Origin of the sequence: Halomonas sp. GFAJ-1 (genome assembly GCF_000236625.2) — a bacterium.
Taxonomy (GTDB): domain Bacteria; phylum Pseudomonadota; class Gammaproteobacteria; order Pseudomonadales; family Halomonadaceae; genus Vreelandella.
In genome coordinates this window covers 37,984-63,573 of the sequence record NZ_AHBC01000002.1, presented here as the reverse complement: position 1 = coordinate 63,573, position 25,590 = coordinate 37,984, and the positions used below count along the sequence as shown (strand labels likewise).

Here is a 25,590-nt window from a genome sequence, read left to right as displayed (position 1 = left end):
AGACTCCTGACCAAATGATGGCCTCGCAGGCTCATAAACCCCTTCATGCTAAGACGAAAAAGCACATTTGACCAAGTGTTTGGCAACAACGCAGACGCTAGCTCCAAAAAAAGGCACAGAAGCCTGGGGTGAGCACTGCATAACAGCCCACTCAACTAATCAGCGTTAAAAACTCTTGGCGGGTAGCCTGATTAGCACGAAAGCCGCCCAGCATTACCGACGATGTCATGCTTGAATTTTGCTTCTCAACGCCTCGCATCATCATGCATAAGTGGCGCGCCTCAATGACCACGGCAACCCCTCTGGCATGAGTAACTTGCTGCACGGTTTCTGCAATTTCACGGGTAAGGTTTTCCTGAATTTGCATACGCCTTGCAAACATATCAACAATCCGAGCAAATTTAGAAAGCCCAAGCACTTTGCCGTTGGGTAAGTAAGCGATATGACATTTACCAATAAATGGCAGCAGGTGATGCTCACACATCGAGTAGAGTTCGATATCTTTCACCAGTACCATTTCATCGGTCTGAGATTCAAACACTGCGCCATTCACTATTTCTTCGAGCGACTGCCGGTACCCTGCTGTTAAAAACTGCATGGCTTTTGCCGCCCGCTTGGGCGTATCACGTAGCCCTTCACGCTCTGGATTCTCTCCTATAGCAGTAATAATCTGGCGGTAGTTTTGGGCGATGTCGTCAGTCATGTTAAGCCTCATACAAACTGTGCGTACTCTCTTTTAAGCGCTGTTGTCGCGCTTGTGAGTCATGATGCGCACAAACTATTAGTTGCAACCTAATGCTCGTAAACAAATATTTTTAAACAAATACTTACAAGCCGCGTAATACGTTTTCACGCCACTCATATACAAAAATATACCTTAAAATAACCTTTGTACAACTAAAAGCCGCGTCTTGGCTTATTTTAACGTACCTAGCACCACTGTGGCAGAGTGCCGCGCTCCCCCGTTCGTGTCTATTTGAGCTGTGCTATGATTAATCACTATTTTTGCTTTAACCGCAGCGTCAAATCTGAGAGCACTCTACATGTCATTTAAATCAACGTCTTTTTGGTTAACTACCCTAATTGGTTCAGCATTAGCTGCGCCTCTTCAAGCAGCTGATGCCTCTCTGACTCTGCCTAGTGGCGCTAGTATTGGTGTTGAAGTCATTGAAAACCTCCGCCTGAGCGAAGACCAAGCTCGTAAAGCAGATATTTTGTTGCACCCCGCGCCTGTAAATAGCGCCACTCATGAGCTACCCGAGTACTGCATTCTGGTAGCGAATGCACAGTTAAGCGGTAACCGCATCCGGATTACTACCCAAGATGCTACCTGTATTGAAACCGATGATGCCGAAAGCGCTATTTACTCAGGCACCTTCAAAGCCAGCGCCTACTCGGAAGACGGCCAGTACGGGCTAGCGTGCGACGACACAGCGTGCACCCTTAACCCAGGTGATGCATTCATTTTAACGCTTGATGAAAGCGTCAGCATTTCTGCGCAAGACAATCCATCAGCAGAGATTAACGCTGCTCGCCGACAGGCTAATGGCGAAGGCGTCGCCAACCCTATACCTGCTGACCGCCCAGCTCCCAGCGAAGGCAGCAACGCCAATTCAACAGCGGCAGAATAACCTAACAGCTGCTGACCTAGCGCACCTATAAATGACGTGCCTAGGCCAGCCAAATAGGCTTCTCTAGCTGCAAACACTGCTGTTCAAGCTGTCGAATGTGTTGATCCCAATAACCGCTTTCTGCCAACCAGGGAAATGCGCGGGGAAATGCAGGGTCGTCCCAGCGGGAGACCAACCATGCAGTATGGCGAATCAAACGATAAGCTCTTAACGGTTCAATCAGCGACATTTGTTTATGCGGAAACGGCAGCGTCTCTTCGTAACCCTCAACAAGTTCGCTTAATTGCGCGCGCCAGCTATTGGGGTCACTCACCGGTAACAACATCCAAATATCTTGGATAGCCGGCGCCATAATGCAGTCGTCAAGATCAACTAGCGTAAACACCCCGTCCCTACCCAGCACATTCCCTAAATGACAATCGCCATGAGTGCGTATCATCGGCGCGGCCTCAACAGTCCCTCCACCTAGCTGACGAAGAATTTTTTGGATTACCTGCTGGTAGGCACGCCGCTGGTGTTTATTAAGCCACTCGCTTGCTAATACGTGCGCTTCCGCTTCAACAATATCGCGCTCAAAATGCAACTCACGACGGTATTGAAACGCTTTTTTACTCGCCACTTTATGAAGGCTGCCAAGCGCTTCACCCAAAGCAAAAAGATGCGAAGGATTATCTAATTCAGGCGCTTGACCTGCGCATTGAGGGAACAAGGCAAACCGAAACTCTTGAAACTCATGCAGTGAGCGGCCTTGGCTGTCTCTCCATGGAGCAACAACTGGCACATTAGCCTGATATAGCTCCTGCAAGAAATCGTGCTCTTCTTGAATCGCTTCGTTACTCCAACGACCAGGACGATAGAACTTAACTATCCAGCGACCACCCTCATCATCGCGAAACATTAACACACGATTTTCGTAGCTATTAAGCGCAAACGGCTCGCCAGCAGGCCAAACTCCTATGGACTCGGCGGCTGACATCACGAGGTCTGGCGATAGTGCGTTAAATGTATGCGACATAGACCGCTCCTTGGAAAGAAAGCCTCATTCTATCAACTCTTATCCAATGGCGTACGGGCAGCGCTCCATATATCTACTCGCTCAGCACCAGCCTTCAGCGCAGCAATCGCCAACGCGTGCCCAGTGGCCCCCGTTGTTATCACATCATCAATAATCGTCACATGAGATGGGAGTGATGTTGCGACGCTAAAGGCACCCACCATATTTGCCATTCGCTGGCGGCGATTTAATGAGCGCTGTGAAGGCAAATGTTTAATACTTGAGGCGCTAGCAACGGGCAGCGCCAACCGACGCCCCAGTTGGCTGGCTAGCCAATGCGCTTGGTTGAAACCCCGCTCTCGAGCACGAGCAGGAAACATCGGCACTGGCAGCAGTACACTACCTAACGAAGTTGGCGTGTTAGCTAGCATCAGCTCCACTAGTAGATTTCCTGCACGGGGAGAGGCATTAAATTTAAAATCGTGGAGCAACTCTATGACAGGCCCCTGATATAGCAACTCGGCTGTTGTGGCCCTAAAAGCAGGCGGATTCGTTAAACAGTGACCGCATACGGCCTGGAGCTTGTGTAACGGTGTGCTGCTCAGTGGTTCTTTACATTGCAGACACCCAGCACTGTTCCACGGGAGGTCGTTAAAGCACTCCCAGCACCAACCTCTGCCGGCAGCTCCAGGAGCTAGGCAAAAAGCACAATAGCCTGGCAGCCCAACGCGAAGCCATTGGCTTGATTTGACCGCTCTCCTATTAAGCTTGTTATGTAGCCATCGCATCAGATGCATACCCCACCCACGTCACTAGTGAGAGACCACAATACTCAAAGTGTTGACATTAACAAAGAAGCTGTTAATATACGTCTCGTATTCAGCGGATGTGGTGGAATTGGTAGACACGCTAGATTTAGGTTCTAGTGCCGTAAGGTGTGGGAGTTCGAGTCTCCCCATCCGCACCAATTTAAGCTTTAAATCAATTCGGTAGCCATCGGCTGACCGAATTTTTTTTGCTTCTCACTTTTGCCTCTTCTTAATTTTTCTAAGCTACTGACTGAGTCTCACTTTTAGGCTAAGTTAATAGTCATGCTTTTTACCAATGTATTGAGAAGGATCTCATCCAATGGAATGGCTTGACGACAACGCCCAAGCAATATCCGCCGTTGCAAGTGTTTGCACGCTGTTTGTATGGTTATTTTATGCCCAATTACTCTATAACGGCTATGCTCGCCAACGGCGCCCTCGAATCATTATTAATCGGGGTAAAGGAATTGGTACTGAAGCCCTTTGCTTAATCAGTAACATGAGCAATGAAGCTATCTATATTCAACATGTAGTGGCTGTGCTTCACACCCAACAGGGTCGATACTCACTCGACGTAGTGGAGTATCAGCAGCAGAGCGACGAGGATCAAGACGTCAACTATCGCACCCACCAAGGCCCGCTTGCCTCCGGCGACTATCTGCATATTCAGTCATTCGGAAACATCGTGAACCAAGTTAAACAGCACTGGAAAATCGATGATGAAGTGCTGCATGGGCACAATATCCAACTCGACATACGTGTCATTGCTATTTATGGCTCTGAAGACATGCCGGTAGGTGCTTTACGCAGCTTCATCCTTGATCTAGACACAGAACCAAACCGCCAGCTTACGCCAGCCAGCGTGGACACAGTCCGACTCAATGGCCGCAGACAACGCAAGCGAGTTCTGGAATGGGCAAAAGAGATTGAAACCCATAAAGCACAATAGGCTTCACTTTTAAGTCAAGTCACCAATTCACGCTACTATTGAGACCGCTCGATGCAAAAAATAATAACTTACTGCTGGCTTGGCTTATTCACTGTATTAGCGACAAATGCTCATGGTGAAACCAATGCCTATGGCGACGAAGCTGACAGCGACTTACCCGAGTGGGCGGAAGAGCAGGTAGAGCCTTTTCGTGCGCGCGTGGGAAATTGGGTGGATAACACATCACGCAATATTGACTCCTTTTTTGGCGGCGATGAATCAAACTCTGTTAATAATGAATCCTACCTTCGGCTTGGTCAGGAAATTGATTGGATGGAGGGTGAAGGCACCAGCGGTGATGTCAGCATACGTTATCGAATCGACTTACCCACTACCGAAGAGCGGTTGCGCTTAATCATTGAGAGCGACCCAGAAGAGTCACAAGGCACGTTGGCTGATCAAGGCTCAGGACGGTTATATAATGACCAGCGAGACCGACGCTCATCCACGCTTGGCTTAGACTGGCTAGAGAGACGAGACAAGCGTGAGAACTGGAGCAATCGAATTGGCGCGGGCGTTCGCCTACGGATTCCACTTGACCCCTATGTACGCTTTACCAGCGAGAGATTGTGGGGTATAGGCGAGGGCTCCTGGCAGCTTGAATCCTCTAACCGTCTATCGTGGTTTAACAATGAAGGTTACTCAGCGCGCACGCGATGGGATATCGGCCGCCCACTTTCCGACAACCGCCATTTACGCTTTGTCACCACTGTCCAGTGGCGCGAGGAGGAGGATACCCTTGAGTTCAGTGAGATTGCAGAGCTCAATCAGCGCTTAAATAATCGCAGCGCCATGCGCTACTCCGCTATCGCTCTTGGTGAAAGTGCGTCCAACCCTAGAATGACCAATTATTACCTCCAAACCCGTTACCGCCGAGACGTGCATAAGGGCATCTTGTTTGCCGATGTCATCCCGGAGCTACACTTTCAGCGTGAGGTAAACTACGACCCTCGCTGGGCAATGACGCTGCGTCTGGAGATGTACTTCCAGCGGGAAGTTAACCGCGACTATTTCAATTTCTAAGGCTATTTGCTCCTTTTGCTTCTTCTCAAAACGCATTGGCAAGGACCTGCCAATGCGTTTTATTACGGTTGCCATTCAATTAAATCCGCAGACCGCCATCACACTCAATAATGCGCGCCGTGAAGTAATCATTCTCAAAAATAAAAGCAACGCTCTGGGCAATATTATCTGGCTCACCTAACTGCTTTAGCGGCACGCTGGCTGAAATTCTCTCCAGCATATCGGGACGCATTGAGGCTGTCATATCGGTGGCAATAAAACCGGGCGCCACGGTACCCGCACGAATGCCATAGCGGGCAAGCTCCTTACCCCAAGTTACCGTCAGCGCATGAATGCCTGCCTTCGCAGCGGCGTAATTACTTTGCCCCATGTTACCCGCCCGGGAAATACTGGAAATATTGACAATAACGCCTTGATGTCCTGCTTCTACCATTTGTGTCGCTGCCTCACGACCACAAAGGAAGACCCCGGTTAAATTAACATCCAGCACCTTTTGCCATGATGACAACGACATCCGCTTCTCAACCTTGCCATCTTTAGCTTTGATAAGCAGTGCATCGTCAGTGACACCTGCATTATTAACGCAACCACTCACGGGACCCATACGAGTCGCAATGTCAGCGAAGGCCGTTTGAACCGACGCTTCATCGGCAACATTGACCACAAATGCCTGCGCATCAATATGCTGGGACGAAAGCGACGAGACTGCCTCATCAAGCGCTTCAGCACTCATATCGAGTAGCGCCAAACGCGCGCCCTGAGCGCCTAGCCGCTGAGCGGTAGCAAAACCCAAGCCGCGCGCACCGCCAGTAATAGCAATAACTTTATCGGTCAACTGCATGTCACTCTCCTTCAACAAGATACTCTAAAGCACTGGCGTAACAACTTAGCTGTAAAATTAGTCCTAGCTACTTTTACAGCTACCTACACACATGCCTCACTCAGAACAGCCCTCTAGGGTGACTGCTATAAAAAAATTGTGCACTGCAGCATAGAAGAAGCTGCACCAAAAATCGAGTACTTAAAAATCCCTTGCCCATAGCCAAGCTGTTAAAAGCTGCTTGTTTTGTGTATTTCTGCCACCATATCCAGCGATTACGCCTGTTATGGAGCGCATTATGCCCATCCTCTTTTTTATATCGCTATTTACCTTACTCGACTTTGTGCTGCTTTTTTCCGTTGGTAGTCAAATTGGCTTACTGACGACGCTGCTGCTAGTGATTGTTACCGGTTTTGTGGGACTGCATCTTATTCGTAAAGAGGGAGTGTCAACCTTTGCCAGAGCACGTCAGCGAATGCAGGCAGGTGAAATCCCTTCAAATGAGCTACTCACCGGTGCGGCACTAATTTTTGGTGGTGCACTACTGATGGCCCCCGGTTTTCTTTCAGATGCCTTAGGTCTCGCTTGTCTATTGCCTAATGCTCGCCAACTCATGTTAAAAGGGCTTGCTTGGCTAGGGCTTAAAACGGTGCATAAACAGCAGTATCAAGCTAACGCTTCTAACCAGCGGCAAAGCCAACGCCATGATCAAGAGTCAGAGCGCCCGGACGCACCACTTGAAGGCGACTTCATTAGCCGGGACGACGCTTCTCGACGGCACTAAGTGCTTATTAGGCAAGAAAATTGCTAATACGCAAATTTTTTCTTGTCGCCCCCTTGAAAGGTTCTGGGTAGCCCCCACTTTTGAGGCAGCAGACAAATTCGGCGAAAGCATATGCTCTCGCCATTAACATGAAGGCAACGTGCCTTCACTTCTCGCGGCCAACTTGTCCACGAGAGTTCATTTTAAGCTAATAGCCTCAACAGGCTTGACGATACTCAGGAGAACGTGAGCATGAATATCCGTCCTTTGCACGATCGCGTCGTAATCCGCCGCAAAGAAGAAGAGCAGAAAACCGCTGGCGGCATCGTGCTACCGGGTAACGCGCAGGAAAAACCTACGCGCGGCGAAATCCTGGCGGTTGGTAACGGCCGTATTCTTGAAAGCGGCGATGTACGCCCGCTAGACGTTAAAGTTGGCGATACCGTTATTTTTAAAGACGGTTATGGCGTTGAGAAGCAGAAGATCGACGGCGAAGAAGTTCTGATCATGAGCGAAGCCGATATTTTAGCGGTCGTCGAAGGCTAAGCATTGCTGCCGCTAAGCGCCTCGATTATTTACTTTCACATTTTATATTCAATTTAGGAAGTAGCGAATATGTCAGCTAAACAAGTTAAGTTCTCAGATGATGCCCGCAAACGCATGGCGCGTGGTGTTGACGTACTGGCAAATGCAGTAAAAGTCACCCTGGGCCCAAAAGGCCGTAACGTAGTACTGGAAAAGTCGTTTGGCTCTCCGACCGTTACTAAAGACGGTGTTTCTGTTGCCAAAGAGATCGAGCTGAAAGACAAGTTCGAAAACATGGGCGCACAGATGGTAAAAGAAGTTGCTTCACAGACTTCTGACGCTGCGGGTGACGGCACCACCACCGCTACCGTTCTGGCTCAGGCCATTATTGCGGAAGGCCTGAAAGGCGTAACCGCGGGCATGAACCCGATGGATCTTAAGCGCGGTATTGATCAAGCCGTTGCCGCTGCCGTTAAAGAAATCAAGGCGATGTCTGTACCTTGCACCGACACCAAGTCGATTGCCCAGGTAGGCACTATCTCTGCTAACGGTGACAAGCGCATCGGTGAAATCATCGCTGAAGCGATGGAAAAAGTCGGTAAAGAAGGCGTCATCACTGTTGATGAAGGCCGTGGCTTTGAAGACGAGCTGGAAGTCGTTGAAGGCATGCAGTTTGATCGCGGCTACCTCTCGCCCTACTTCGTTACCAACCAGGATACCATGACGGTTGAACTGGAAGATCCTTACATCCTGATAGTGGATAAAAAGATCTCCAACATCCGCGAGCTACTGCCTGTACTAGAAGCGGTTGCTAAACAAGGCAAGCCGCTGGCTATCATCGCTGAAGATATTGAAGGCGAAGCCCTGGCAACGCTGGTTGTGAACAACATGCGCGGTATCGTTAAAGTGGCCGCTGCTAAAGCACCGGGCTTTGGCGACCGTCGCAAATCCATGCTGCAGGATATCGCCATCCTGACTAACGGCACGGTTATCTCCGAAGAAGTAGGCCTGACGCTTGAGCAAGCGAACCTGGATCATCTGGGTACCGCTAAGCGTATGACTATGTCTAAAGAGAACACCACCATCATTGATGGCGCTGGTGCAGAAGGCGATATCGAAGCACGCGTTAACCAGATCCGCGCGCAAATCGAAGAAACCTCTTCTGACTACGACAAAGAGAAGCTGCAAGAGCGCGTTGCCAAACTGGCAGGCGGTGTTGCTGTTATCCGCGTCGGAGCTGCCACCGAAGTAGAAATGAAAGAGAAGAAAGCCCGCGTCGAAGACGCGCTGCACTCTACGCGTGCAGCCGTTGAAGAAGGTGTTGTACCTGGCGGCGGTACTGCACTGGTTCGCGTTATGGCCAAAGTACAAGGCCTGACTGGCGAAAACGAAGACCAGAACCACGGTATCAACATGGCCCTACGCGCTATGCAGTCACCGCTGCGTCAAATCGTTTCTAACGCTGGTGAAGAACCCGCAGTGGTTATCAACCGTGTGAAAGACGAAACCGGCAACTTTGGTTACAACGCACAAACTGGCGAGTTTGGCGACCTGTTCGAAATGGGCGTTCTAGATCCGGCAAAAGTTACCCGTACTGCGCTGCAGTCCGCTGGTTCTGTTGCAGGTCTTATGATCACCACCGAGTGCATGATCGCTGAAGACCCGGAAGAGAAAGATGCCGCGCCTGATATGGGTGGCATGGGCGGAATGGGTGGTATGGGCGGCATGATGTGATGCGACGAGAGTCGCGCAGGTAGCTAGCCTGGCTGGGTTACGTCCCCGGTGAGAGCACTTACTTTAATACAGTAAGTGCCTCACTTTCCAGCAGAAAATAGCCTCTATAAACCCGATATCCGGGCTGAACACCAGCTCGGGTATCGGCGCTCCTTAAGGGAGTATCCGGTCGCGAGTATTGGCTTAAGCCTGTACCCCTCCTATGAAGGATACACGTTGAAGCAGCTTTAAATTTCAAGCTGCGATGCAACGGGGATATCTACGTTTAAAAGAAAGCTAAGCGCCTGCCGGTGTGAAGCTGTGTCTGATGATTGTTCCGCGCTGCCTTGAGCAAAAGTAACTTGTTCATTGCGGTCGAGTGGAACCCGTTGTGCAACCAACGGTAGTCTAGGGATAGTGCGTCGCTGGTAACGGCGGGGTTCGAAGCTTCCTGACAATGTACTCCCCAATTAGGGCTTGTTCTCACCGTGAGGTGGATCAAGGATGCCGCTAGTAGCAAGCGGTTGAGAGGCTAGACTGGGTCATACGGTTAACTTATGTGAACTGCTTACAAGCACCGTCAGCCGCAAGGAGCGCAAGCTACTGATGCGCTCTGACCAAAAGGTAGAAGGCTGGCTATCCCTCTTACATCTGGGGATACGTTGCCACTCAGCCTTCGGTGTATTGGCAGAACCTAAGTGACTCGTGTCATCGACACGGAACTCGGAAACCCTGTATCTCCGCCCTTCGGGCAGGCGAAGAGCAATCAACGCTGTGGGAGGTGCAGGCTTGGGAGGTTGGAAAAAGCGAATACCATCCTGTAACGGGGTGGATAAGGGGTTAAAGGTTCCTCTACCGGAAACGGGGCCCACTTCCAACTGGTCTTTAATCGTGTGATAGCGCTGTAAAGCGTTCTGTCATGCTGATATTACGATATAGGTAGGCGCAGCAAATTAGCGTTCCTACCCTACCCTTGCGGGAGCAAATACACTCCCGCAAGGGATTAATGTATTTGTTCTCCGAGGGTCGTCGTATCGGCATTCGGAGGACAGCAAGATGAGTACGAGCTTTAAGAAAGTACCTGCGTTCTCCCACCCGCCCGAAAGCTGGCATACCATTGATTGGTCTGTCGTCAATAGGCAGGTGAGAGGGCTACAGGTGCGGATCGCGAAGGCGACTCGGGAAAAACGTTGGCGTAAGGTGAAAGCCTTGCAACGACTACTGACCCACTCGTTTGCGGCCAGAGCATCGGCCGTTAGACGTGTTACTGAAAACCGGGGCAAGAAAACGCCCGGTGTTGATGGTGAACTGTGGAGCACTCCACAAGCGAAGTGGTTAGCGTTAAGCAGGCTGAAAAGGAAGGGTTATCGCCCTGCCCCATTAAGGCGTGTTTATATTCCCAAAACGGACGGCTCACGCCGCCCCCTAGGGATACCTACGATGCGGGATCGAGCTATGCAAGCACTGTATTTGCTGGCGCTTGAACCCGTGTCGGAAACGGTCGCTGATCGTAATAGCTATGGATTTCGCCCCTGGCGCTCAACGGCTGATGCGATAGAGCAATGCTTTGTCAATTTGAGTCGTAAGCACTCTGCTGAATGGGTGCTGGAGGGAGATATCAAGGGGTGCTTTGACAATATCAGTCACGATTGGCTGCTGGCTAATGTCCCGATGGACAAGCAAGTGCTCAAAAAGTGGCTGAAATCGGGATTCATGGAGTCCAAACAACTGTATCCGACAGAGGCAGGAACGCCCCAGGGCGGGATCATCTCTCCGGTATTAGCCAACTTGGCGCTTGATGGGCTGGAAAAAGTGTTGGAATCCCACTTTGGGAAGAAAAACACCAAAGCCAGCTACAAGACCAAAGTTAATTATGTGCGTTACGCCGATGATTTCATCATTACGGGCATCTCAAAAGAGCTGTTAGAAAATGATGTGTTGCCCATCGTTTCTGCCTTTATGGCAGAGCGGGGGTTAACGTTGTCGGCCAGCAAGACAGTGGTGACGCACATTACAGAAGGATTTGATTTTCTTGGGCAGAATCTGCGGAAGTACAACGGCAAGCTGTTGATTAAGCCTAGCCGTCAGAACCTGCAGCGACACCTGAGAAAACTCAAGGCCATCGTCAGACGCAACTGCATGTCGCGACAGGACATCTTGATTCGCCAGCTTAATCCCGTACTACTGGGATGGGCGAATTATCATCGTCACGTAGTGGCTAAGGAAACGTTTGGCTATGTGGACTACCGTGTTTGGAAACTCTTGTGGCGCTGGAGCTGTCGGCGTCACGGTAATCGTCAAAAGCGCTGGGTGAAAAAGAAGTATTTTCATTCCGTCAAAAGCGAGAACTGGGTTTTCCAAAGTACCTTATTACCCGGCAAGCCTGTAAGGTTGTTGAGCAGTAAGGATATCCCGATTGTGCGCCATACTAAGATAAGGGCGGAAGCGAACCCTTATGACCCTAGAGACGAGCAATATTTCGAGGACAGGTTGGAACGTTCTTGGAAAGCGTCGACGAAAGGTCGTAAGAAACTGCAAACGCTCTGGACTCGGCAAGGCAAACGCTGCCCGATGTGCCGTAGTGTTATCACCTGGGAAACCGGGTGGAATATTCACCATGTGGTGGAACGGCATAAGGGTGGGGGTAACGAGCTGAGTAACTTGGTGTTGCTGCATCCTAACTGTCATCGTCAGTGGCACGCTCAACAGGAGAACAGTGTCGCCGGCCTTTCACTTGAGAGGCTTATAAAGGCTTGAGCCGTATGCGGGGAAACTCGCACGTACGGTTCTTAGGGGGCGGCGGTGCAGTAATGCACTGCTGCTACCCGACATGCACCCCTGAGCCTATCGCTCTGACGATCAACGTCGTAAAGAACCCCGCCAAGTGCGGGGTTCTTTTATTTTAACAAGCCGGAAAGGCCAACACCTCCTCGCCTCTGCTCAAGCGTCAAAGCGTGCTACCATCAGAGCCTTTCTTTGGCAGCTTCTAGGTCTTTATTACCGTGCTTTCTAATATCCGCATCGTGCTGGTGCAAACCTTTCATCCTGGAAATATTGGCGCCACTGCCCGAGCGATGAAAACCATGGGGTTAACCGAGCTAGTTCTGGTCAATCCACGGGCTTTTCCCGATGAAGAAGCAACGCGCCTTGCGGCAGGCGCCACGGATGTCCTGGAAAATGCCCGTTGTGTCGGCTCGCTTGAGGAGGCGGTGATCGACTGCGTTCAAATCGTCGGCGCCAGCGCAAGGCTACGTAGTTTACCGCTACCACATTACGATGAACCTGATGAAATGGCCCAGCACGTGATTGAAAACGCTGCGCATGCACCGGTTGCATTGGTGTTTGGACGCGAACGCTCAGGACTTACCAACGACGAGATCCGTTGCTGCACGCACCAGGTCAGTATTCCGGCTAACCCAGAGTACGGCATCTTAAACCTTTCTCAAGCGGTACAAATTTTAGCCTATGAAGCACACCGTGCTTGGCGTAAGCGAGACAGTAGCGACTTTGCCTACCAACGCCCACTAGAGGCCACCCCTCCAAGTCGCGAGCAGTTTATATACTTTCAGGAGCACCTTGGCCGCTTGATGCAACAAAGTGGCTTTCTTACCCAGCCCCATGCCCGCACAGAAGAGCAGCTGCAAGCGCTATTCGCTCGCGCCCAGCCCAGCCGTAAAGAGCTTTCTCTGCTACGCGGCCTGCTAAGTGCTTTTGAAACGCACTTACCCAAACAGTAGCAACGATAGCTTCTGGCACACTACAAAAAAAGGCAGCTCATCGCTGCCCTTTCCACTATTTATTTTCCACTACGTATTTCACGATTCACCGCAGCTAACGCGGTAAATATCACTCTCATTTATAACGACATGGCGGCCAGCCAGCCAAACGCGATCAGCGGAATATTATAGTGCAAAAAAGTCGGCACCACGCTGTCCCACATGTGGTCGTGCTGGCCATCGACGTTTAAGCCCGACGTTGGCCCTAAGGTGGAATCCGAGGCAGGCGAGCCGGCATCCCCCAATGCTGCAGCGGTACCCACCAGCACTACGGTCGCCATGGGCGAGAAACCAAACTGGACAGCCAGTGGCACGAAAATAGCCGCAATAATCGGAATAGTAGAAAACGAAGAACCAATACCCAGCGTGATAAAAAGGCCTACCAGCAGCATCACCAAGGCAGCTAGCCCACGGTTATCGCCAAACAGCTCGAAAGCACCCTCTACCAGAGACTCGATATCGCCGGTGGTTTTCATTACTTCGGCAAAGCCAGCCGCTGAAATCATAATAAAACCGATCAGCGCCATCATCCGCATACCGCTAGTGAACAGGTCATCCGCCTCACGCCACTTAAAAATACCGCCTAACGAGAGCAAGCCGATACCCACTAGCCCACCAACAATCATTGAGCCTGTATAAAGCTGTAAACCCAGCGCCGCCACAATAGCGACACCCGACATAATCAGCCCCAGCGCATGGGGTTTGGCCGGTGTCGGTGCCTGCTGATGGGTGCTGGCTACCAGCGCTTTATTGGCGTAGTTGCGCTGGTGACGGTAGCTAAACAACAGCGCCACCAACAGCCCCAGAGCCATACCACCCACGGGTATCGCCATCGCCATTGGTACCATGCCTCGGGTGATTTCTAAACCTAGCGGCTCACCAGCGCTGTTGAGATTAGCCAGCAAAATATCGTTCAAAAAAATGGCGCCAAAACCGACGGGTAGCAGCATATAGGGCGCCGTTAAACCAAAGGTGAGCGCACAGGCGACAGCGCGACGGTCAAGCTGAAGTCTGTTCATTACAGTAAGTAGCGGAGGAATGAGGACCGGAATAAATGCAATATGCACCGGAATCGCGTTCTGCGACGAAATAGCCACCAGCAGCACCGCTACTAACAGCAGCATTTTTACCCGCGCCTGGTGAACCACTGAAGCTTCTTTGCCCAACATCGTTATGAGTTGGTTAGCTAACATGTCGGGTAACCCCGAGCGAGAAATCGCCACGGCAAATGCCCCCAGCGTTGCATAGGCTAGCGCTACTTGAGCACCGCCACCGACGCCATCGTTAAAGGCGCTAAGCGTTTCATCAAGCGACAAACCACCTATTACTCCCCCAACTAACGCGCCAACTACCAGCGCAAATACAACAGACACGCGTAAAAGCGACAGTGTCACCATCACCAGCACTGCAATAATTACTGCATTCATGGAAATACCCAGAGCTATTGGAAGGTCGTTAACGCAAAAGGTGGCAAATATTACCAGAACACAGCTAGATAAGCAGGCTAAACATAGAGTGAGAACAAGGAAACACACGTCCTTTACAGTCGCTGCAAAGAGATAACGCCCTCGCCTAAAATATTGGACTTTAGTCTAACCACCATTGCTGCTTTGCAACATGACACCTAATATTCCACCTTCCGCCTATTATTCAATAGCCACTAATTTAGATTTTTTTAGAAAACCTATCAGGAGCCAGCATGGGCATGCTTGCAATTATTATTTCCCTATTATCACTGATGTTTCTCGCCTACCGAGGCATATCAGTTCTGCTCCTGGCACCGCTTATGGCCTCCTTGGCGGTACTGCTATCGGGAGATGCCGCTTTTTTGCTGCCCATCTACACTGATACGTTCATGAAGGCACTGGGCAACTACGTTATTCAGTTTTTTCCGCTATTTTTGCTCGGAGCACTCTTTGGCCAATTGATGGCAGACTCAGGTGCCGCTCAATCAATCTCAAATGGCATCGTTAAACGTTTAGGCACTCATCATGTAGTACTAACCGTGGTCATTGCCTGCGCTGTGCTTACGTATGGCGGCGTATCACTATTTGTGGTGGCATTTGCGATTTATCCCATTAGCCGCGAGCTGTTTCGCCAAGCCAATGTGCCTAAGCGGCTGATACCTGCTTCTATCGCCCTTGGCTCCTTTACGTTCACCATGACGGCGTTGCCAGGTACGCCAGCCATTCAAAACGCGATTCCTATTCCCTATTTTGGGACTAATAGCTTTGCGGCTCCCGGCTTAGGCATCATTGCTGGCCTTATTATGCTGAGCCTTGGGATTTACTACCTGCAGTCGCGCGTCAAAAAAGCAGCAGCAAACAACGAAGGTTACGGCAAGCATACCGAGCGCGAGGCCAACCCAGCCGAGGACACCGCCGAAATGGCTTCAATGCCGTTGTTGGTGGCGTTAATACCGCTGGTAATGGTGATTGGCTTAAACGCCCTGTTCACCTACGGCGTTTTTCCCGCGATGGATCTCAGCTACATTAGCGACACGTTCGAAGATGTTACGCCTAGCCGGCAAACAGGACTTTGGGCGATTTTGATCGCTTTGCTGAGCGCGTCTGCCTGGCTGATTATTAGTCACTGGCGCCGCTGGGAAAATCTTAAAGAGACAATTAATAAAGGCTGTTTTGGCTCATTATTGCCTATCTTCAATACCGCTTCTGAAGTGGGTTACGGAGCGGTCATTGCAAGCCTGGCAGGCTTTGTGATCATTCGCGATGCAGTGCTAAATGTCTCTCCGGGTAACCCGTTGGTTTCCGAAGCCCTGGCTATGAGCGTGCTGGCAGGCATCACTGGTTCCTCTTCGGGCGGGCTCTCTATTGCCCTAGAAACCCTAGGCAGCGAGTACCTAGCCATGGCCGAACAGGCGGGTATCAGCCCAGAACTAATGCACCGAGTAGCAACGCTTTCTGCAGGGGGGATGGACACCCTCCCCCACTCTGGCGCGGTTATTACCCTTCTGGCCATTTGTGGCTTAACGCACCGCCAATCGTACGGTAACTTGGCCATGGTAACCATTGTGCTACCTATCGCGGCACTGGTGAGCGTTATCACCCTAGGCACACTATTTGGTAGCTTCTAAACCTTAGCAACCCATGCGATGGTAAGTCAGCTAACAGCCGTTCAAATATGCTCACCGATGGGCGATTGAACCTAAGCCAAAAATAACGAGACCCAATATGGCGACTTCAAAGCAAAAAACACTGCTTTTCATTCTGCTGGCAAGCTTCGTTATCTCCACCGCCATGGGGCTTCGCCATGGATTCGGGCTTTTTATTGAGCCCATGAGCAGTGATTTTGGCTGGGGTCGGGGAGTGTTTGCTTTTGCGCTAGCCGTACAGAACCTCATCTGGGGGCTTTCCCAGCCTTTTACGGGCGCGCTTGCTGATCGCTTTGGTGCAGCAAGAATTATTGTGGTTGGCGGTATTCTCTACGTGCTTGGCCTGTGCTTTATGAGCCTTTCCACCAGTGCGCTGGGCATGACGTTAAGCGCGGGCTTGCTTATCGGCCTTGGCCTTTCGGGAACAACGTTTTCAGTTATTCTGGGGGCAGTAGGTCGTGCGGTAGCACCCGAAAAACGCAGTATGGCCATGGGGCTCGTGAGCGCGGCGGGGTCATTTGGCCAATTTGCCATGCTGCCCGGAACATTAGGGCTCATTGAGTGGCTAGGTTGGGCCGCGGCACTATTAGCCATGGGCGCCATCGCAGCCTTTATGATTCCATTGGGTGCAATGCTAAAGGATAGCCCCACGCCTAAATCTTTAGGTGATTTAAGCTTGCGCGGGGCGCTTAACGAAGCCGCTGGTCAGAAAGGCTTTTGGCTACTCTGCCTAGGCTTTTTTGTGTGTGGCTTTCAGGTTGTGTTTATCGCGGTTCACCTTCCCGGCTATCTTTTTGATAACGGCCTTTCGATACAAATAGGTACGACGGTACTCGCACTGGTAGGCCTGTTTAATATAGTCGGCACATACATGGCGGGCTGGTTAGGCGGTATATGGTCTAAACCGCGCCTTCTTAGCTGGCTTTATCTCGTTCGTGGCGCGATTATTGCGGCGTTTATTGTACTGCCCTTAAGTTCCACCAGTGCTTATCTATTCGGCATCGCGATGGGGCTACTGTGGCTCTCAACCGTTCCACTCACCAATGGGATTGTGGCCTCAGTGTTTGGCGTCCGCCATTTATCAATGCTGGGTGGTATTGTGTTCCTGTTTCACCAATTAGGTTCATTTATGGGCGTTTGGTTGGGCGGTTATATGTACGACCTCACGGGGCATTACAATACCGTATGGCAAATTGCGATTATACTCTCACTGGTCGCCGCTGCTTTACACTGGTTTATTAGCGAAAAGCCCCTTGCCCGTCCGACTCACACACAGGTGACCCCATGAAAAGCACCGCAACGTTAGCTGCTCTGCTTTTAGTGGCCTCGTTTGCAGCGGGCGGGATTGCGCTTGCCTGGTGGGGCTGGCAAACGCTGGATGGCTCACTACTCCTCTTGGGCAGTCGACTGTGTTGAATACTGACGCATAAACTGCGCGCAGTACCATGCCATCATCCGCGCCTCATCGGTGGGAATTACCCAAGCACCTACCGGGCTGTCCGCTGGCGAAATGCAATGTGCATTGCTGTCATTTGCATCACTATCCAATGCTATCCCCAGCCAAGCACACTGCCTCACCACCTGCTCGCGAACATAGGCGGCGTTTTCACCAACGCCAGCGGTGAAAATAAGCTGATCCAGCCCACCCAAGGCGGCGGCTAGACTGCCTATTTCCCGGGCGATTCGGTAAGCATAAAGCGATAGTGCCTCTTCAGCCTCTGGTGCATCGCTTTCCAGCAGCTCTCGGACATCGCCACTGATACCCGAAACACCGAGCAGCCCTGAACGCTTATAAAGCATTGTTTCGACTTCTTCAGGCGTCATTCCCTCTTGCTGGATAAGATGTAACACCAAGCCAGGGTCGACGCTGCCTGAGCGTGTGCCCATGGGTAGCCCTTCTAGCGCAGTAAATCCCATTGTCGATGCCACGCTGCGCTTATTCTGCAGTGCACATAGGCTAGCCCCATTGCCTAAATGAGCGACAATTACGCGCTTTTTACTCGCCTCCTCAGGTAGGTAATTATCCAGCACACGGCTAATGTAGTCATACGAGAGGCCGTGGAAACCGTACCGAATCAGCCCTTTTTGAGTAAGCTCACGCGGCAAGGCAAAATGTCGCGCAACGTTAGGCTGCTCAGCATGAAACGCCGTGTCGAAACAAGCAATTTGGGCCACCTCTGGATAGCGCTGCATTAAATGCATGATGGGCGCCAGCCCATGGGGCTGATGCAGCGGCGCCAAACTATTTAGCCCACCTAGCACATCTAGGTGCTCTGCTGTCACCTTAATAGGCGCTTGGTAGTCACGCCCACCGTGCACAACCCGGTGACCAATCACCGCTATTGAACCGTTTTTATCGGCTTCCAGCCACGCCATTAACGATGACAGCGCTTCCCCGTGGCTAGTTGATGGCGCCAGACCATTAAGCGATAGGTCGTTCCCCTGGGCATCGTTTAAGTGGACGGCTTCACGCCCACGACTACCGATGCCAGAAAAATGTCCTTCAACCTTCAGCGTTAGCGCATCAAGGGTCAGCGGCGCTTCATTATGCGCTAGGTAAAGCCCAAATTTGATGCTTGAGGAGCCACTATTGATCACCATTATTTGCATAAAACCTTACTCACCCTTTGATACGTTACTCTGCTGTTGCTGATAGTCGGCCAGCAGTAGCGCTAATGCACAGGAAGCCATACGCGTTAACGCATCATCAGCACGACTCGTCAACACAATCGGCACCCTGGCGCCGACCACAAGCCCAGCCCCCGTAGCATCAGCAAGATAGCTTAGTTGTTTCATTAGCATGTTGGCGGCTTCTAAGTCCGGCGCTAATAAAATATCTGCCCGCCCTGCCACAGGAGAATGAATACCTTTGGTTTTGGCTGCCGCTTCCGATATGGCATTATCAAACGCCAGGGGGCCATCCAGCGTCGCGCCTGTAATTTGGCCCCTATCCGCCATTTTGCACAGTGCCGCCGCATCGAGTGTCGACATAATATTTGGGTTAATGGTTTCTACCGCCGAAAGAATCGCCACTTTGGGATTGTCGTTACCCAGCGTGTGGGCGAGCTCTACCGCATTTTGGATAATGTCGCGTTTTTGTTCCAAGGTAGGGTAAATAGTAATGGCAGCATCGGTAATGAATAAGGGCCGCGGGTAAGTGGGTACATCAAATGCCATGACATGGCTCAGGCAGCGCTCGGTGCGCAGTCCTCCTTCACGCTTAACTACCTCGTGAAGGAGTTCGCTAGTAGGCAGAGACCCTTTCATTAGCGCATCTACTTGGCCATCCTGTGCCAACGCCACCGCTTTGGCTGCGGCGGCATGGCTATGAGGGGTATCGATTAGCTCGAACGCGCTAATATCAACCTCGGCCGCGTTTGCCGCTGCCTCAATTTTAGCTCTAGGGCCAACCAGCACAGGCACGATTAACCGCTGCGCGGCAGACTCCACCGCCCCTCTTATAGAGCTTTCATCCACAGGATGAACCACGGCCATACGCAATGGGTCAGGGTGATCGGCGGCGGTAAGTATTTCATGAAGCCGCCCACGTTCAGAAAGTCGGATGGCCGGAAGCTCTGCCCGGGGGCGACGGATTTTTTGAGTAGGCGCAAGCACCTCCGCTTCACCCTCAATCACAATGTCGCCATGCTGATTTCGACATTCACAGGCAAATATTACGTGATGGTTACGTGACTGCTTGTTTGTTACCCTAACCGCCACATGAAGCACATCACCCAAGCGAACAGGCGCTCTAAAGCGCAGCGTTTGGCCTAAATATATAGTGCCTGGCCCAGGCAACTCAGTGCCCAGCACGGTGGAGATAAGCGCACCGCCCCACATCCCGTGGGCGACCACTTCTTGAAAACGGCTTCTTTTCGCGTAGTCATCGTCCACATGCGACGGGTTGATATCTCCCGACATAATGGCAAACAGTTTGATATCATCCATGGTCAAGCGCTTTTCCAAGAACGCCCTGTCACCCACTTTTATTTCGTCAAACGTACGATTTTCAATCACATCGCTGGAATGTGCGGACATTAACCGGCTCCCTGCATTGGAATGTAGTATCGAGGACGCACGTAAAAGAGCCAGGCAAGCGGCGCGTTACCCCCCTGTGCGATTGCTGCCCCACTAGATTGTAGTTATCAATAACCCAATCAACACGATTTAATCATGAGCAGGATCAAGACAACGACATAACGCTCTGAGTAAACTACCTAAATAACGCTACTTAAGACAAAAACCTCATGGATCCCTGATGAATTTCTTACTCTCTTTCTCACACCAACTGAGAGATAGCCTACGCGATCTGGCGCCTGTCGTATTAGTCATGGGCTTTTTTCAGCTGATAGTGATTCGGCAGCCCTTGCCCGACACGCTAGCGCTACTTGATCTCTTTTTAGGGCTTGTTTTTGTTGTCGTAGGGCTAGCCCTTTTCATCAAAGGGCTTGAGCTTGGCCTCTTTCCACTAGGTGAAAATTTAGCACGCGCATTTGTGCAAAAAGGCTCCGTAGCGTGGCTATTGGTGTTTGCTTTTGCTTTGGGCTTTGGCTCAACCGTGGCAGAGCCTGCGCTTATTGCAGTCGCCGCGCGGGCTGGGGAAGTCGTGTCACAAAGCGGCTTAATTGCTGATACACCCAGCGCGCAAACCTCTTTTGCCTTTACGCTTCGCATGGTGGTCGCGGCCTCCGTGGGAACAGCCGTTGTTGTGGGGGTGTTAAGAATTTTTAAAGGCTGGCCACTGCACCTGATGATTATAGCGGGCTATGTCATTGTGATGCTGCTAACGCTAGTGGCACCCAGCGAACTAGTAGGTATCGCCTATGACTCCGGTGGCGTTACGACGTCTACTATTACCGTACCGTTAGTGACCGCGCTAGGCGTAGGTTTGGCATCCTCAATTAAGGGGCGAAACCCAATGCTTGACGGCTTTGGTCTTATCGCCTTTGCTTCGGTGATGCCAATTATTTTTGTACTGCTATTTGGCATTTTTGGCTTGAGCTTTATGGAAGGCGCCTCATGAGTTTACTCCTTACGTTTTGGGAAACACTGCGCGATATTTTGCCGATAGCTGCCATTATCTTTGGCTTTCAGTATCTTGTTATTCGTAAACCCGTTAAGCGCCTTCCCCAGGTACTAGCAGGCTTTCTAATGGTCTGGGTAGGGCTATCGCTTTTTTTGGTGGGGTTAGAACAAGCGCTTTTCCCCATGGGTGAGTTAATGGCAAGTCAGTTAACCGAGGCTAGCTTCCTACCTGCTGTTGCAGAGGGCGCCCAGCGCCACTGGAGCGATTACTACTGGGTCTATCTATTCGCGTTTGCGATCGGTGCCAGCACAACGATTGCAGAACCATCGCTCATTGCTGTTTCCATTAAAGCAGGTGAAATATCAGGCGGAACTATCAATCCATTAATGTTACGCATTGCTGTGGCTCTAGGCATGGCGTTTGGTATTACCTTGGGTGCCTGGCGAATTGTCATGGGCTGGCCGCTACAATGGTTCGTGCTGGTGGCTTACTGCTTGGTGATCCTGCAAACACTTCGCTCACCACGCTCTATTATACCGCTTGCATTTGACTCAGGCGGTGTTACCACATCGACCATTACTGTGCCTATTATCGCGGCGCTTGGGCTGGGGTTAGCCTCATCAATCCCGGGCCGTAGCGCGTTAATGGACGGCTTTGGGATGATCGCTCTTGCCTGCTTATTCCCTATCATTACGGTAATGGGCTATGCCCAGATAGCCCAATGGCAAGACAACAGAAAACGGCCTGCCGCAAATACGCCAGGGAATAGCACTCAAGAAAGTAAAGGAGACAGCAATGCGCTTTAAATTGATTGTAGCGATGGTTGAAGATGAATTAAGCGACAATATTCTGCAGGCCGCCCGTGACGCTGGCGCTACAGGTGCTACCGTGATCAACAATGCCCGAGGCGAAGGGCTGAAAAAAGCGCGGGGCATTTTTGGTATGGAGATAACTGCCCAGCGAGATGTGCTGCTTTTTTTAGCCGAAGAGCATATCAGTCGACATATATTGGAAGCTATTCAACGGGTTGGCGAATTTGATGAAACGCCGGGCACCGGCATTGCGTTTCAAATCGATGTTGAAGATGCCGTTGGCGTTAAGCATCAAATCAAATCACTGTCAAAGTCGTTAACTCAGCCTTTATAACGCGTAAGGAATTTACAATGGCAACTGAAACGTCTTCCCTAGCCATGCCCTCCCTAACTGAGCGCACTGCGCGCGATGCGATGCATAGTCGATTTATTGCGGTTGATGGCTTCGTAACCGTTGCCGAGGGTTTGGCACTGCTACGCCAGCGCCAAGCCTCGGTGATTATTATCAATCGGCGCAACGAACAAGACGAACTCGGCATTGTTTTACCGTCGGACATCGCTAAAAAAGTACTTTCCCCAAGCCGTCCACCCGAGCGTGTCAATTTATATGAAATAATGACAAAGCCTGTGGTTAGCGTGCGTCCAGAGATGAACATACGCTACTGCGCGCGCTTATTTGAACAGTTTGGATTATCGCTAGCCCCAGTGGTAGATACCAATCATCACGTCATTGGCATCGTTGATTATCACCACCTGATACTCGATTGGTTATCAGCGAGTCAAACCACTCACCCTTAAGCCCAGGCGTAAAGCAGCTCAGGCTAAGTACTAAACATCCACTTGGCGATGGCGCCACTTCCGCATGAGCACACCGTGCTTGGGTGAAAAGAGTAGCGCCATAAAGAAACAGCTGGTTGCCACCAGTACGATAGTGCCGCCAGACGCTACATCAAACGCGAACGAGAGGTATAAGCCCAGCACTGCCGACCCCACCCCTACGCCCATCGAAAGTAGCAGCATGGTTTTAAAGCGGTCTGTTAGAAGATGGGCGGTGGCACCCGGCGTAATCAGCATCGCAACAACAAGGATAATCCCAACGGTTTCCAGACTCGCTACAATGGTCAACGTCAGCAACAGTATCAAACCGTAATGAATGATGCCGGTATTAAAGCCAAGGGCCTGGGCTTGAGTAGGGTCAAATGCGTACAGCATTAACGGCCTAAAGGCGAGCCACACAACGATTAACGCCACTACGCTGGCGGCTAGTGTTAATAACAGCGCAGACTGCTGCACGCCGAGCACATTCCCGAACAGGATATGCATTAAGTGGGTGCTCGATGCGATCTTACTAATCAGCACAATGCCCAGGGCAAATGCACCCGTAAACATAATGCCCATCGCCGCATCAGATTTTATTCGCGTGTGGCGCTCAATCGCACCGATACCTAGCGATGTTAAAGCCCCTGTGACAAAGGCACCAATAAAAAAAGGCAGCCCCAATAGGTACGCTATAGCAACACCAGGTAAAACGGCGTGGGAAATTGCATCGCCTAGCAACGACCAGCGTTTGAGCACCACATAGCAAGAGAGCATCCCGCAAATGGCACCCACCATAATAGAGGTCAGCAGCGCCCGCTGCATGAACGCGTATTGAAACGCTTTCGATATACTCTCGGGAAGTAGATTGACCAAGAGCATCAGTGCAGCAATTAGACCACTTACCAACGCATCGCTAAAGGTCTCTAAGGTTAGTAATATCTCGATCATGCCTTATTCCTGCGCGGCTGAGCAAGCAGTGGGACGAAGCGCTTGATCGTTACTCGATTGCTCAATTGAACTAACCGCCAACTCAGCTAATCTAGCATCACTCAGCATCTCTTCGGGTGAACCCACACCGCGCACAATCCGGTTAATCAACACAACATGATCGACATAGCGGCGCGCACCGGGCATATCATGGGTCACCATCACAACCGTACGGCCTGCTTCCCGCTCACGCTTTAAAACATTCAAAATAAGCTGCTCGCTAGGGGGATCTACGCCTGCCAGCGGCTCATCTAGTAGCAGGATTTTTGCCTGCTGAGCCAAGGTGCGGGCTAACAGCACCCGCTTTTTTTGCCCACCTGAAAGCGCTCCGATAGGCTGATCAGCCAATGCCAACATATCAACATCTTCTAATGCCTTGCGAACTACTTGCTGATGGCTAGGCGCATACCAACGTGCAGGAAGCAGCCGCCGCCAAAGAGCATCGCGACGCATATGCCCGTAACGGCCGCCCATCACGGTTTCCCATACCGAAATAGGAAAATCCCACTCAATCGCTTCTCGCTGGGCCATGTAAGCGATATTCCCCGCCTTTCGTTGAATGGCAATGGGCTCACCAAATGCATCCACGCGGCCACGCAGCGGTTTCATACTGCCCGTAAGCACGTGGAACAGCGTCGATTTTCCTGCCCCATTCGGCCCCACAATCGCCGTCCATTTCCCAGCTGGAAACGAAAGGTTAATGTTTTCCAGCACTGGCTGGCGATGGTAGGCGGCATACAGGGCCGTAATATCAATCGCCGCTGCAGCAGGATCAAGCGGGGGCGTCATAAACATTTACTCGGCAGCTAAATAGTGGCGTAGCAGCGCAGCATTATGGCGTAGCATCGCGAAGTAATCAGCAGCTTCACCCGTTGGCTCACTCAGGGAGTCGACATAAAGGGGGCCAGCAACTTGCACCCCGGTATCGCGTGCAATGCTGGTGACGTGACGATCTGAAATGGTGCTCTCCCAGAATAGAGCGGGTGGCTGGCGCTCTTCTATAATATCAATTATGCGCATTAACTGCCTGGGAGACCCTTCGGTTTCAGCGTTAGTGCCCCAAATGCCATCGTGGTCAAAGTTGTAGGCGTCTGCAAAGTAGAGAAACGCCGCTTCGCTGGACAGCAGCAGCCGATGCTCATCAGGAATAGCCTCAAGCGTCTCTTGCAGCTCAACATGCAAATCGTGTAGCTGCTCTTCTAAAGAGAGTGCACGCTCTAGAATGGCCTCAGCCTGGTGGGGAAGTAATTCTCCCATTGAGCTTGCGATAACATTTACATAAGCCGCAGCAGCACGGGGATCCATCCAAAGATGGGGATCAACGTCACCTTCCATTTCACCAGTGATGATTGACTGCGTTGGGTAGTCGGAAGCTTCTGCCACGGCGATAATGGGCACATTATCGCTAACCGTCGCTTCGACTTGTCGCATCCACTGCTCAAGCTGATAACCGTTATAAAAAACCAAGTCCGCCTCTTCAAGCGCGGCAAAATTATCCGGCGTTAACTCCCACTCATGAACTTCAGCATTCACCGGGGTCAGCACGGAGACATGAGCGTCATCCCCTGCCACTTGCTTAACGAGGTCACCTAGTACAGAGAACGTCACAGCCACATTGATGGGCGCCTCATACAGATCAGCTACCTCAGCATTCGCGGTTCCCCAGGCTAATGATGCCCCAAGCAACACCCCTACATGTAACTTGCTCATCGGCTTTCTCCATTGTGATAGTATTCGATGTTAATTACTGTAGCGCATTAAAAAAGCTTTATGCAAACAGTTTAGCCTTGGC

25 protein-coding genes, 1 tRNA gene and 1 pseudogene are annotated in these 25,590 nt (G+C 51.2%); 16 read left to right on the top strand and 11 right to left on the bottom strand.

Annotated elements, in window-relative coordinates; genetic code table 11:
- Positions 1–151 precede the first annotated feature (151 nt).
- Positions 152–703, bottom strand: a complete 552-nt coding sequence (folE, locus tag MOY_RS00555) for a GTP cyclohydrolase I FolE (protein WP_009095336.1) — start codon at positions 701–703, stop codon at positions 152–154.
- 340 nt (positions 704–1,043) lie between these two features.
- Between folE and MOY_RS00550 the strand changes: the two genes are divergently transcribed.
- Positions 1,044–1,631 (top strand): hypothetical protein, encoded by a 588-nt coding sequence (locus MOY_RS00550; RefSeq protein ID WP_009095334.1) that lies wholly within the window; start codon positions 1,044–1,046, stop codon positions 1,629–1,631.
- 40 nt (positions 1,632–1,671) lie between these two features.
- On the opposite strand, the gene MOY_RS00545 is transcribed toward MOY_RS00550, so the two are convergent.
- The 3 genes and pseudogenes from MOY_RS00545 to MOY_RS17450 all read right to left on the bottom strand — a co-directional run.
- Positions 1,672–2,646, bottom strand: coding sequence for a serine/threonine protein kinase (locus tag MOY_RS00545; protein ID WP_009095332.1), 975 nt, complete (start codon positions 2,644–2,646; stop codon positions 1,672–1,674).
- 32 nt (positions 2,647–2,678) lie between these two features.
- A complete protein-coding gene (locus MOY_RS00540) occupies positions 2,679–3,056 on the bottom strand; it encodes a ComF family protein (RefSeq protein WP_443134857.1) in 378 nt (125 codons plus the stop codon).
- Positions 3,057–3,191: 135 nt separating this feature from the next.
- A pseudogene (locus tag MOY_RS17450) lies at positions 3,192–3,413 on the bottom strand (double zinc ribbon domain-containing protein); the annotation flags it as partial.
- Between the two features lie 94 nt (positions 3,414–3,507).
- On the opposite strand from MOY_RS17450, the gene MOY_RS00535 reads away from it, so the two are divergent.
- The 3 genes from MOY_RS00535 (at position 3,508) to MOY_RS00525 (ending at position 5,445) form a co-directional block, all read left to right on the top strand.
- A tRNA-Leu gene (locus MOY_RS00535) sits at positions 3,508–3,592 on the top strand.
- Positions 3,593–3,753: 161 nt separating this feature from the next.
- Positions 3,754–4,383 (top strand): hypothetical protein, encoded by a 630-nt coding sequence (locus tag MOY_RS00530; protein WP_009095321.1) that lies wholly within the window; start codon positions 3,754–3,756, stop codon positions 4,381–4,383.
- A 51-nt stretch (positions 4,384–4,434) separates the two neighbouring features.
- Complete coding sequence (locus tag MOY_RS00525; protein ID WP_009095319.1) at positions 4,435–5,445, top strand: hypothetical protein; 1,011 nt, start codon at positions 4,435–4,437, stop codon at positions 5,443–5,445.
- A 79-nt stretch (positions 5,446–5,524) separates the two neighbouring features.
- On the opposite strand, the gene MOY_RS00520 is transcribed toward MOY_RS00525, so the two are convergent.
- The gene (locus MOY_RS00520) at positions 5,525–6,286 is read right to left on the bottom strand and encodes an SDR family oxidoreductase (protein ID WP_009095317.1); all 762 of its coding nucleotides are present in this window, start codon (positions 6,284–6,286) and stop codon (positions 5,525–5,527) included.
- Positions 6,287–6,563: 277 nt separating this feature from the next.
- On the opposite strand from MOY_RS00520, the gene MOY_RS00515 reads away from it, so the two are divergent.
- From MOY_RS00515 to MOY_RS00495, 5 genes are all read left to right on the top strand, one after another.
- The gene (locus tag MOY_RS00515) at positions 6,564–7,049 is read left to right on the top strand and encodes an FxsA family protein (RefSeq protein ID WP_009095315.1); all 486 of its coding nucleotides are present in this window, start codon (positions 6,564–6,566) and stop codon (positions 7,047–7,049) included.
- A 231-nt stretch (positions 7,050–7,280) separates the two neighbouring features.
- Entirely contained in the window at positions 7,281–7,574 is a 294-nt protein-coding gene (locus tag MOY_RS00510; protein WP_009095313.1) for a co-chaperone GroES, read from the top strand.
- 69 nt (positions 7,575–7,643) lie between these two features.
- Positions 7,644–9,287 carry a chaperonin GroEL gene (gene groL, locus MOY_RS00505; protein WP_009095310.1) on the top strand — a complete coding sequence of 548 codons (1,644 nt, stop codon included), beginning with the start codon at positions 7,644–7,646 and terminating at the stop codon, positions 9,285–9,287.
- Between the two features lie 1,035 nt (positions 9,288–10,322).
- The gene (gene ltrA / locus MOY_RS00500; RefSeq protein ID WP_009095308.1) at positions 10,323–12,023 is read left to right on the top strand and encodes a group II intron reverse transcriptase/maturase; all 1,701 of its coding nucleotides are present in this window, start codon (positions 10,323–10,325) and stop codon (positions 12,021–12,023) included.
- A gap of 245 nt (positions 12,024–12,268) precedes the next feature.
- A complete protein-coding gene (locus MOY_RS00495) occupies positions 12,269–13,003 on the top strand; it encodes an RNA methyltransferase (RefSeq protein ID WP_009095306.1) in 735 nt (244 codons plus the stop codon).
- 119 nt (positions 13,004–13,122) lie between these two features.
- On the opposite strand, the gene MOY_RS00490 is transcribed toward MOY_RS00495, so the two are convergent.
- Positions 13,123–14,469 (bottom strand): Na+/H+ antiporter family protein, encoded by a 1,347-nt coding sequence (locus MOY_RS00490; protein ID WP_009095304.1) that lies wholly within the window; start codon positions 14,467–14,469, stop codon positions 13,123–13,125.
- Positions 14,470–14,741: 272 nt separating this feature from the next.
- Here MOY_RS00490 and MOY_RS00485 point away from each other — a divergent pair, with 272 nt between their 5' ends.
- The 3 genes from MOY_RS00485 to MOY_RS17650 all read left to right on the top strand — a co-directional run bounded on the left by MOY_RS00485 (position 14,742) and on the right by MOY_RS17650 (position 17,570).
- Entirely contained in the window at positions 14,742–16,136 is a 1,395-nt protein-coding gene (locus MOY_RS00485; protein ID WP_009095302.1) for a GntP family permease, read from the top strand.
- A gap of 97 nt (positions 16,137–16,233) precedes the next feature.
- On the top strand, positions 16,234–17,442 hold the full coding sequence (locus MOY_RS00480; protein WP_009095300.1) for an MFS transporter: 1,209 nt from the start codon (positions 16,234–16,236) through the stop codon (positions 17,440–17,442).
- Positions 17,439–17,570, top strand: coding sequence for a hypothetical protein (locus MOY_RS17650; RefSeq protein ID WP_257790893.1), 132 nt, complete (start codon positions 17,439–17,441; stop codon positions 17,568–17,570). Before MOY_RS00480 ends, MOY_RS17650 begins: the two co-directional genes overlap by 4 nt.
- On the opposite strand, the gene MOY_RS00475 is transcribed toward MOY_RS17650, so the two are convergent.
- Positions 17,541–18,764 carry an acetate/propionate family kinase gene (locus MOY_RS00475; RefSeq protein ID WP_009095298.1) on the bottom strand — a complete coding sequence of 408 codons (1,224 nt, stop codon included), beginning with the start codon at positions 18,762–18,764 and terminating at the stop codon, positions 17,541–17,543. The genes MOY_RS17650 and MOY_RS00475 overlap by 30 nt on opposite strands.
- A gap of 6 nt (positions 18,765–18,770) precedes the next feature.
- Entirely contained in the window at positions 18,771–20,192 is a 1,422-nt protein-coding gene (locus MOY_RS00470) for a bifunctional enoyl-CoA hydratase/phosphate acetyltransferase (RefSeq protein ID WP_009095296.1), read from the bottom strand.
- Positions 20,193–20,412: 220 nt separating this feature from the next.
- Here MOY_RS00470 and MOY_RS00465 point away from each other — a divergent pair, with 220 nt between their 5' ends.
- Genes MOY_RS00465 through MOY_RS00450 form a run of 4 tightly spaced genes read left to right on the top strand, consistent with a single transcriptional unit; the run spans position 20,413 to position 22,790 of the window.
- Positions 20,413–21,177 carry a DUF1538 domain-containing protein gene (locus tag MOY_RS00465; protein ID WP_009095294.1) on the top strand — a complete coding sequence of 255 codons (765 nt, stop codon included), beginning with the start codon at positions 20,413–20,415 and terminating at the stop codon, positions 21,175–21,177.
- Complete coding sequence (umpB, locus tag MOY_RS00460) at positions 21,174–21,986, top strand: Na,Li,K/H(+) antiporter subunit UmpB (RefSeq protein WP_009095291.1); 813 nt, start codon at positions 21,174–21,176, stop codon at positions 21,984–21,986. Before MOY_RS00465 ends, umpB begins: the two co-directional genes overlap by 4 nt.
- Positions 21,976–22,326: a P-II family nitrogen regulator gene (locus MOY_RS00455; protein WP_009095287.1), complete on the top strand. Its 351-nt coding sequence runs from the start codon at positions 21,976–21,978 to the stop codon at positions 22,324–22,326. The genes umpB and MOY_RS00455 overlap by 11 nt, the downstream gene beginning before the upstream one ends.
- 17 nt (positions 22,327–22,343) lie before the next feature.
- Positions 22,344–22,790 (top strand): CBS domain-containing protein, encoded by a 447-nt coding sequence (locus tag MOY_RS00450; RefSeq protein ID WP_009095283.1) that lies wholly within the window; start codon positions 22,344–22,346, stop codon positions 22,788–22,790.
- A gap of 30 nt (positions 22,791–22,820) precedes the next feature.
- Here MOY_RS00450 and MOY_RS00445 read toward each other — a convergent pair whose 3' ends face one another.
- From MOY_RS00445 to MOY_RS00435, 3 genes are read right to left on the bottom strand one after another with little or no spacing between them, the layout of a single operon-like run.
- On the bottom strand, positions 22,821–23,759 hold the full coding sequence (locus tag MOY_RS00445; protein WP_009095281.1) for a metal ABC transporter permease: 939 nt from the start codon (positions 23,757–23,759) through the stop codon (positions 22,821–22,823).
- Positions 23,760–23,762: 3 nt separating this feature from the next.
- Positions 23,763–24,593, bottom strand: a complete 831-nt coding sequence (locus MOY_RS00440) for a metal ABC transporter ATP-binding protein (RefSeq protein ID WP_009095279.1) — start codon at positions 24,591–24,593, stop codon at positions 23,763–23,765.
- Positions 24,594–25,508, bottom strand: coding sequence for a metal ABC transporter substrate-binding protein (locus MOY_RS00435; protein WP_009095275.1), 915 nt, complete (start codon positions 25,506–25,508; stop codon positions 24,594–24,596).
- Positions 25,509–25,590: the final 82 nt, after the last annotated feature.

Bases quoted from the DNA above. Each gene is read 5' to 3' on its own strand.
- folE (WP_009095336.1), bottom strand. From the start codon at position 703: ATGACTGACGACATCGCCCAAAACTACCGCCAGATTATTACTGCTATA.
- MOY_RS00550 (WP_009095334.1), top strand. From the start codon at position 1,044: ATGTCATTTAAATCAACGTCTTTTTGGTTAACTACCCTAATTGGTTCA.
- MOY_RS00545 (WP_009095332.1), bottom strand. From the start codon at position 2,646: ATGTCGCATACATTTAACGCACTATCGCCAGACCTCGTGATGTCAGCC.
- MOY_RS00540 (WP_443134857.1), bottom strand. From the start codon at position 3,056: ATGCTAGCTAACACGCCAACTTCGTTAGGTAGTGTACTGCTGCCAGTG.
- MOY_RS00530 (WP_009095321.1), top strand. From the start codon at position 3,754: ATGGAATGGCTTGACGACAACGCCCAAGCAATATCCGCCGTTGCAAGT.
- MOY_RS00525 (WP_009095319.1), top strand. From the start codon at position 4,435: ATGCAAAAAATAATAACTTACTGCTGGCTTGGCTTATTCACTGTATTA.
- MOY_RS00520 (WP_009095317.1), bottom strand. From the start codon at position 6,286: ATGCAGTTGACCGATAAAGTTATTGCTATTACTGGCGGTGCGCGCGGC.
- MOY_RS00515 (WP_009095315.1), top strand. From the start codon at position 6,564: ATGCCCATCCTCTTTTTTATATCGCTATTTACCTTACTCGACTTTGTG.
- MOY_RS00510 (WP_009095313.1), top strand. From the start codon at position 7,281: ATGAATATCCGTCCTTTGCACGATCGCGTCGTAATCCGCCGCAAAGAA.
- groL (WP_009095310.1), top strand. From the start codon at position 7,644: ATGTCAGCTAAACAAGTTAAGTTCTCAGATGATGCCCGCAAACGCATG.
- ltrA (WP_009095308.1), top strand. From the start codon at position 10,323: ATGAGTACGAGCTTTAAGAAAGTACCTGCGTTCTCCCACCCGCCCGAA.
- MOY_RS00490 (WP_009095304.1), bottom strand. From the start codon at position 14,469: ATGAATGCAGTAATTATTGCAGTGCTGGTGATGGTGACACTGTCGCTT.
- MOY_RS00485 (WP_009095302.1), top strand. From the start codon at position 14,742: ATGGGCATGCTTGCAATTATTATTTCCCTATTATCACTGATGTTTCTC.
- MOY_RS00480 (WP_009095300.1), top strand. From the start codon at position 16,234: ATGGCGACTTCAAAGCAAAAAACACTGCTTTTCATTCTGCTGGCAAGC.
- MOY_RS17650 (WP_257790893.1), top strand. From the start codon at position 17,439: ATGAAAAGCACCGCAACGTTAGCTGCTCTGCTTTTAGTGGCCTCGTTT.
- MOY_RS00475 (WP_009095298.1), bottom strand. From the start codon at position 18,764: ATGCAAATAATGGTGATCAATAGTGGCTCCTCAAGCATCAAATTTGGG.
- MOY_RS00470 (WP_009095296.1), bottom strand. From the start codon at position 20,192: ATGTCCGCACATTCCAGCGATGTGATTGAAAATCGTACGTTTGACGAA.
- MOY_RS00465 (WP_009095294.1), top strand. From the start codon at position 20,413: ATGAATTTCTTACTCTCTTTCTCACACCAACTGAGAGATAGCCTACGC.
- umpB (WP_009095291.1), top strand. From the start codon at position 21,174: ATGAGTTTACTCCTTACGTTTTGGGAAACACTGCGCGATATTTTGCCG.
- MOY_RS00455 (WP_009095287.1), top strand. From the start codon at position 21,976: ATGCGCTTTAAATTGATTGTAGCGATGGTTGAAGATGAATTAAGCGAC.
- MOY_RS00450 (WP_009095283.1), top strand. From the start codon at position 22,344: ATGGCAACTGAAACGTCTTCCCTAGCCATGCCCTCCCTAACTGAGCGC.
- MOY_RS00445 (WP_009095281.1), bottom strand. From the start codon at position 23,759: ATGATCGAGATATTACTAACCTTAGAGACCTTTAGCGATGCGTTGGTA.
- MOY_RS00440 (WP_009095279.1), bottom strand. From the start codon at position 24,593: ATGTTTATGACGCCCCCGCTTGATCCTGCTGCAGCGGCGATTGATATT.
- MOY_RS00435 (WP_009095275.1), bottom strand. From the start codon at position 25,508: ATGAGCAAGTTACATGTAGGGGTGTTGCTTGGGGCATCATTAGCCTGG.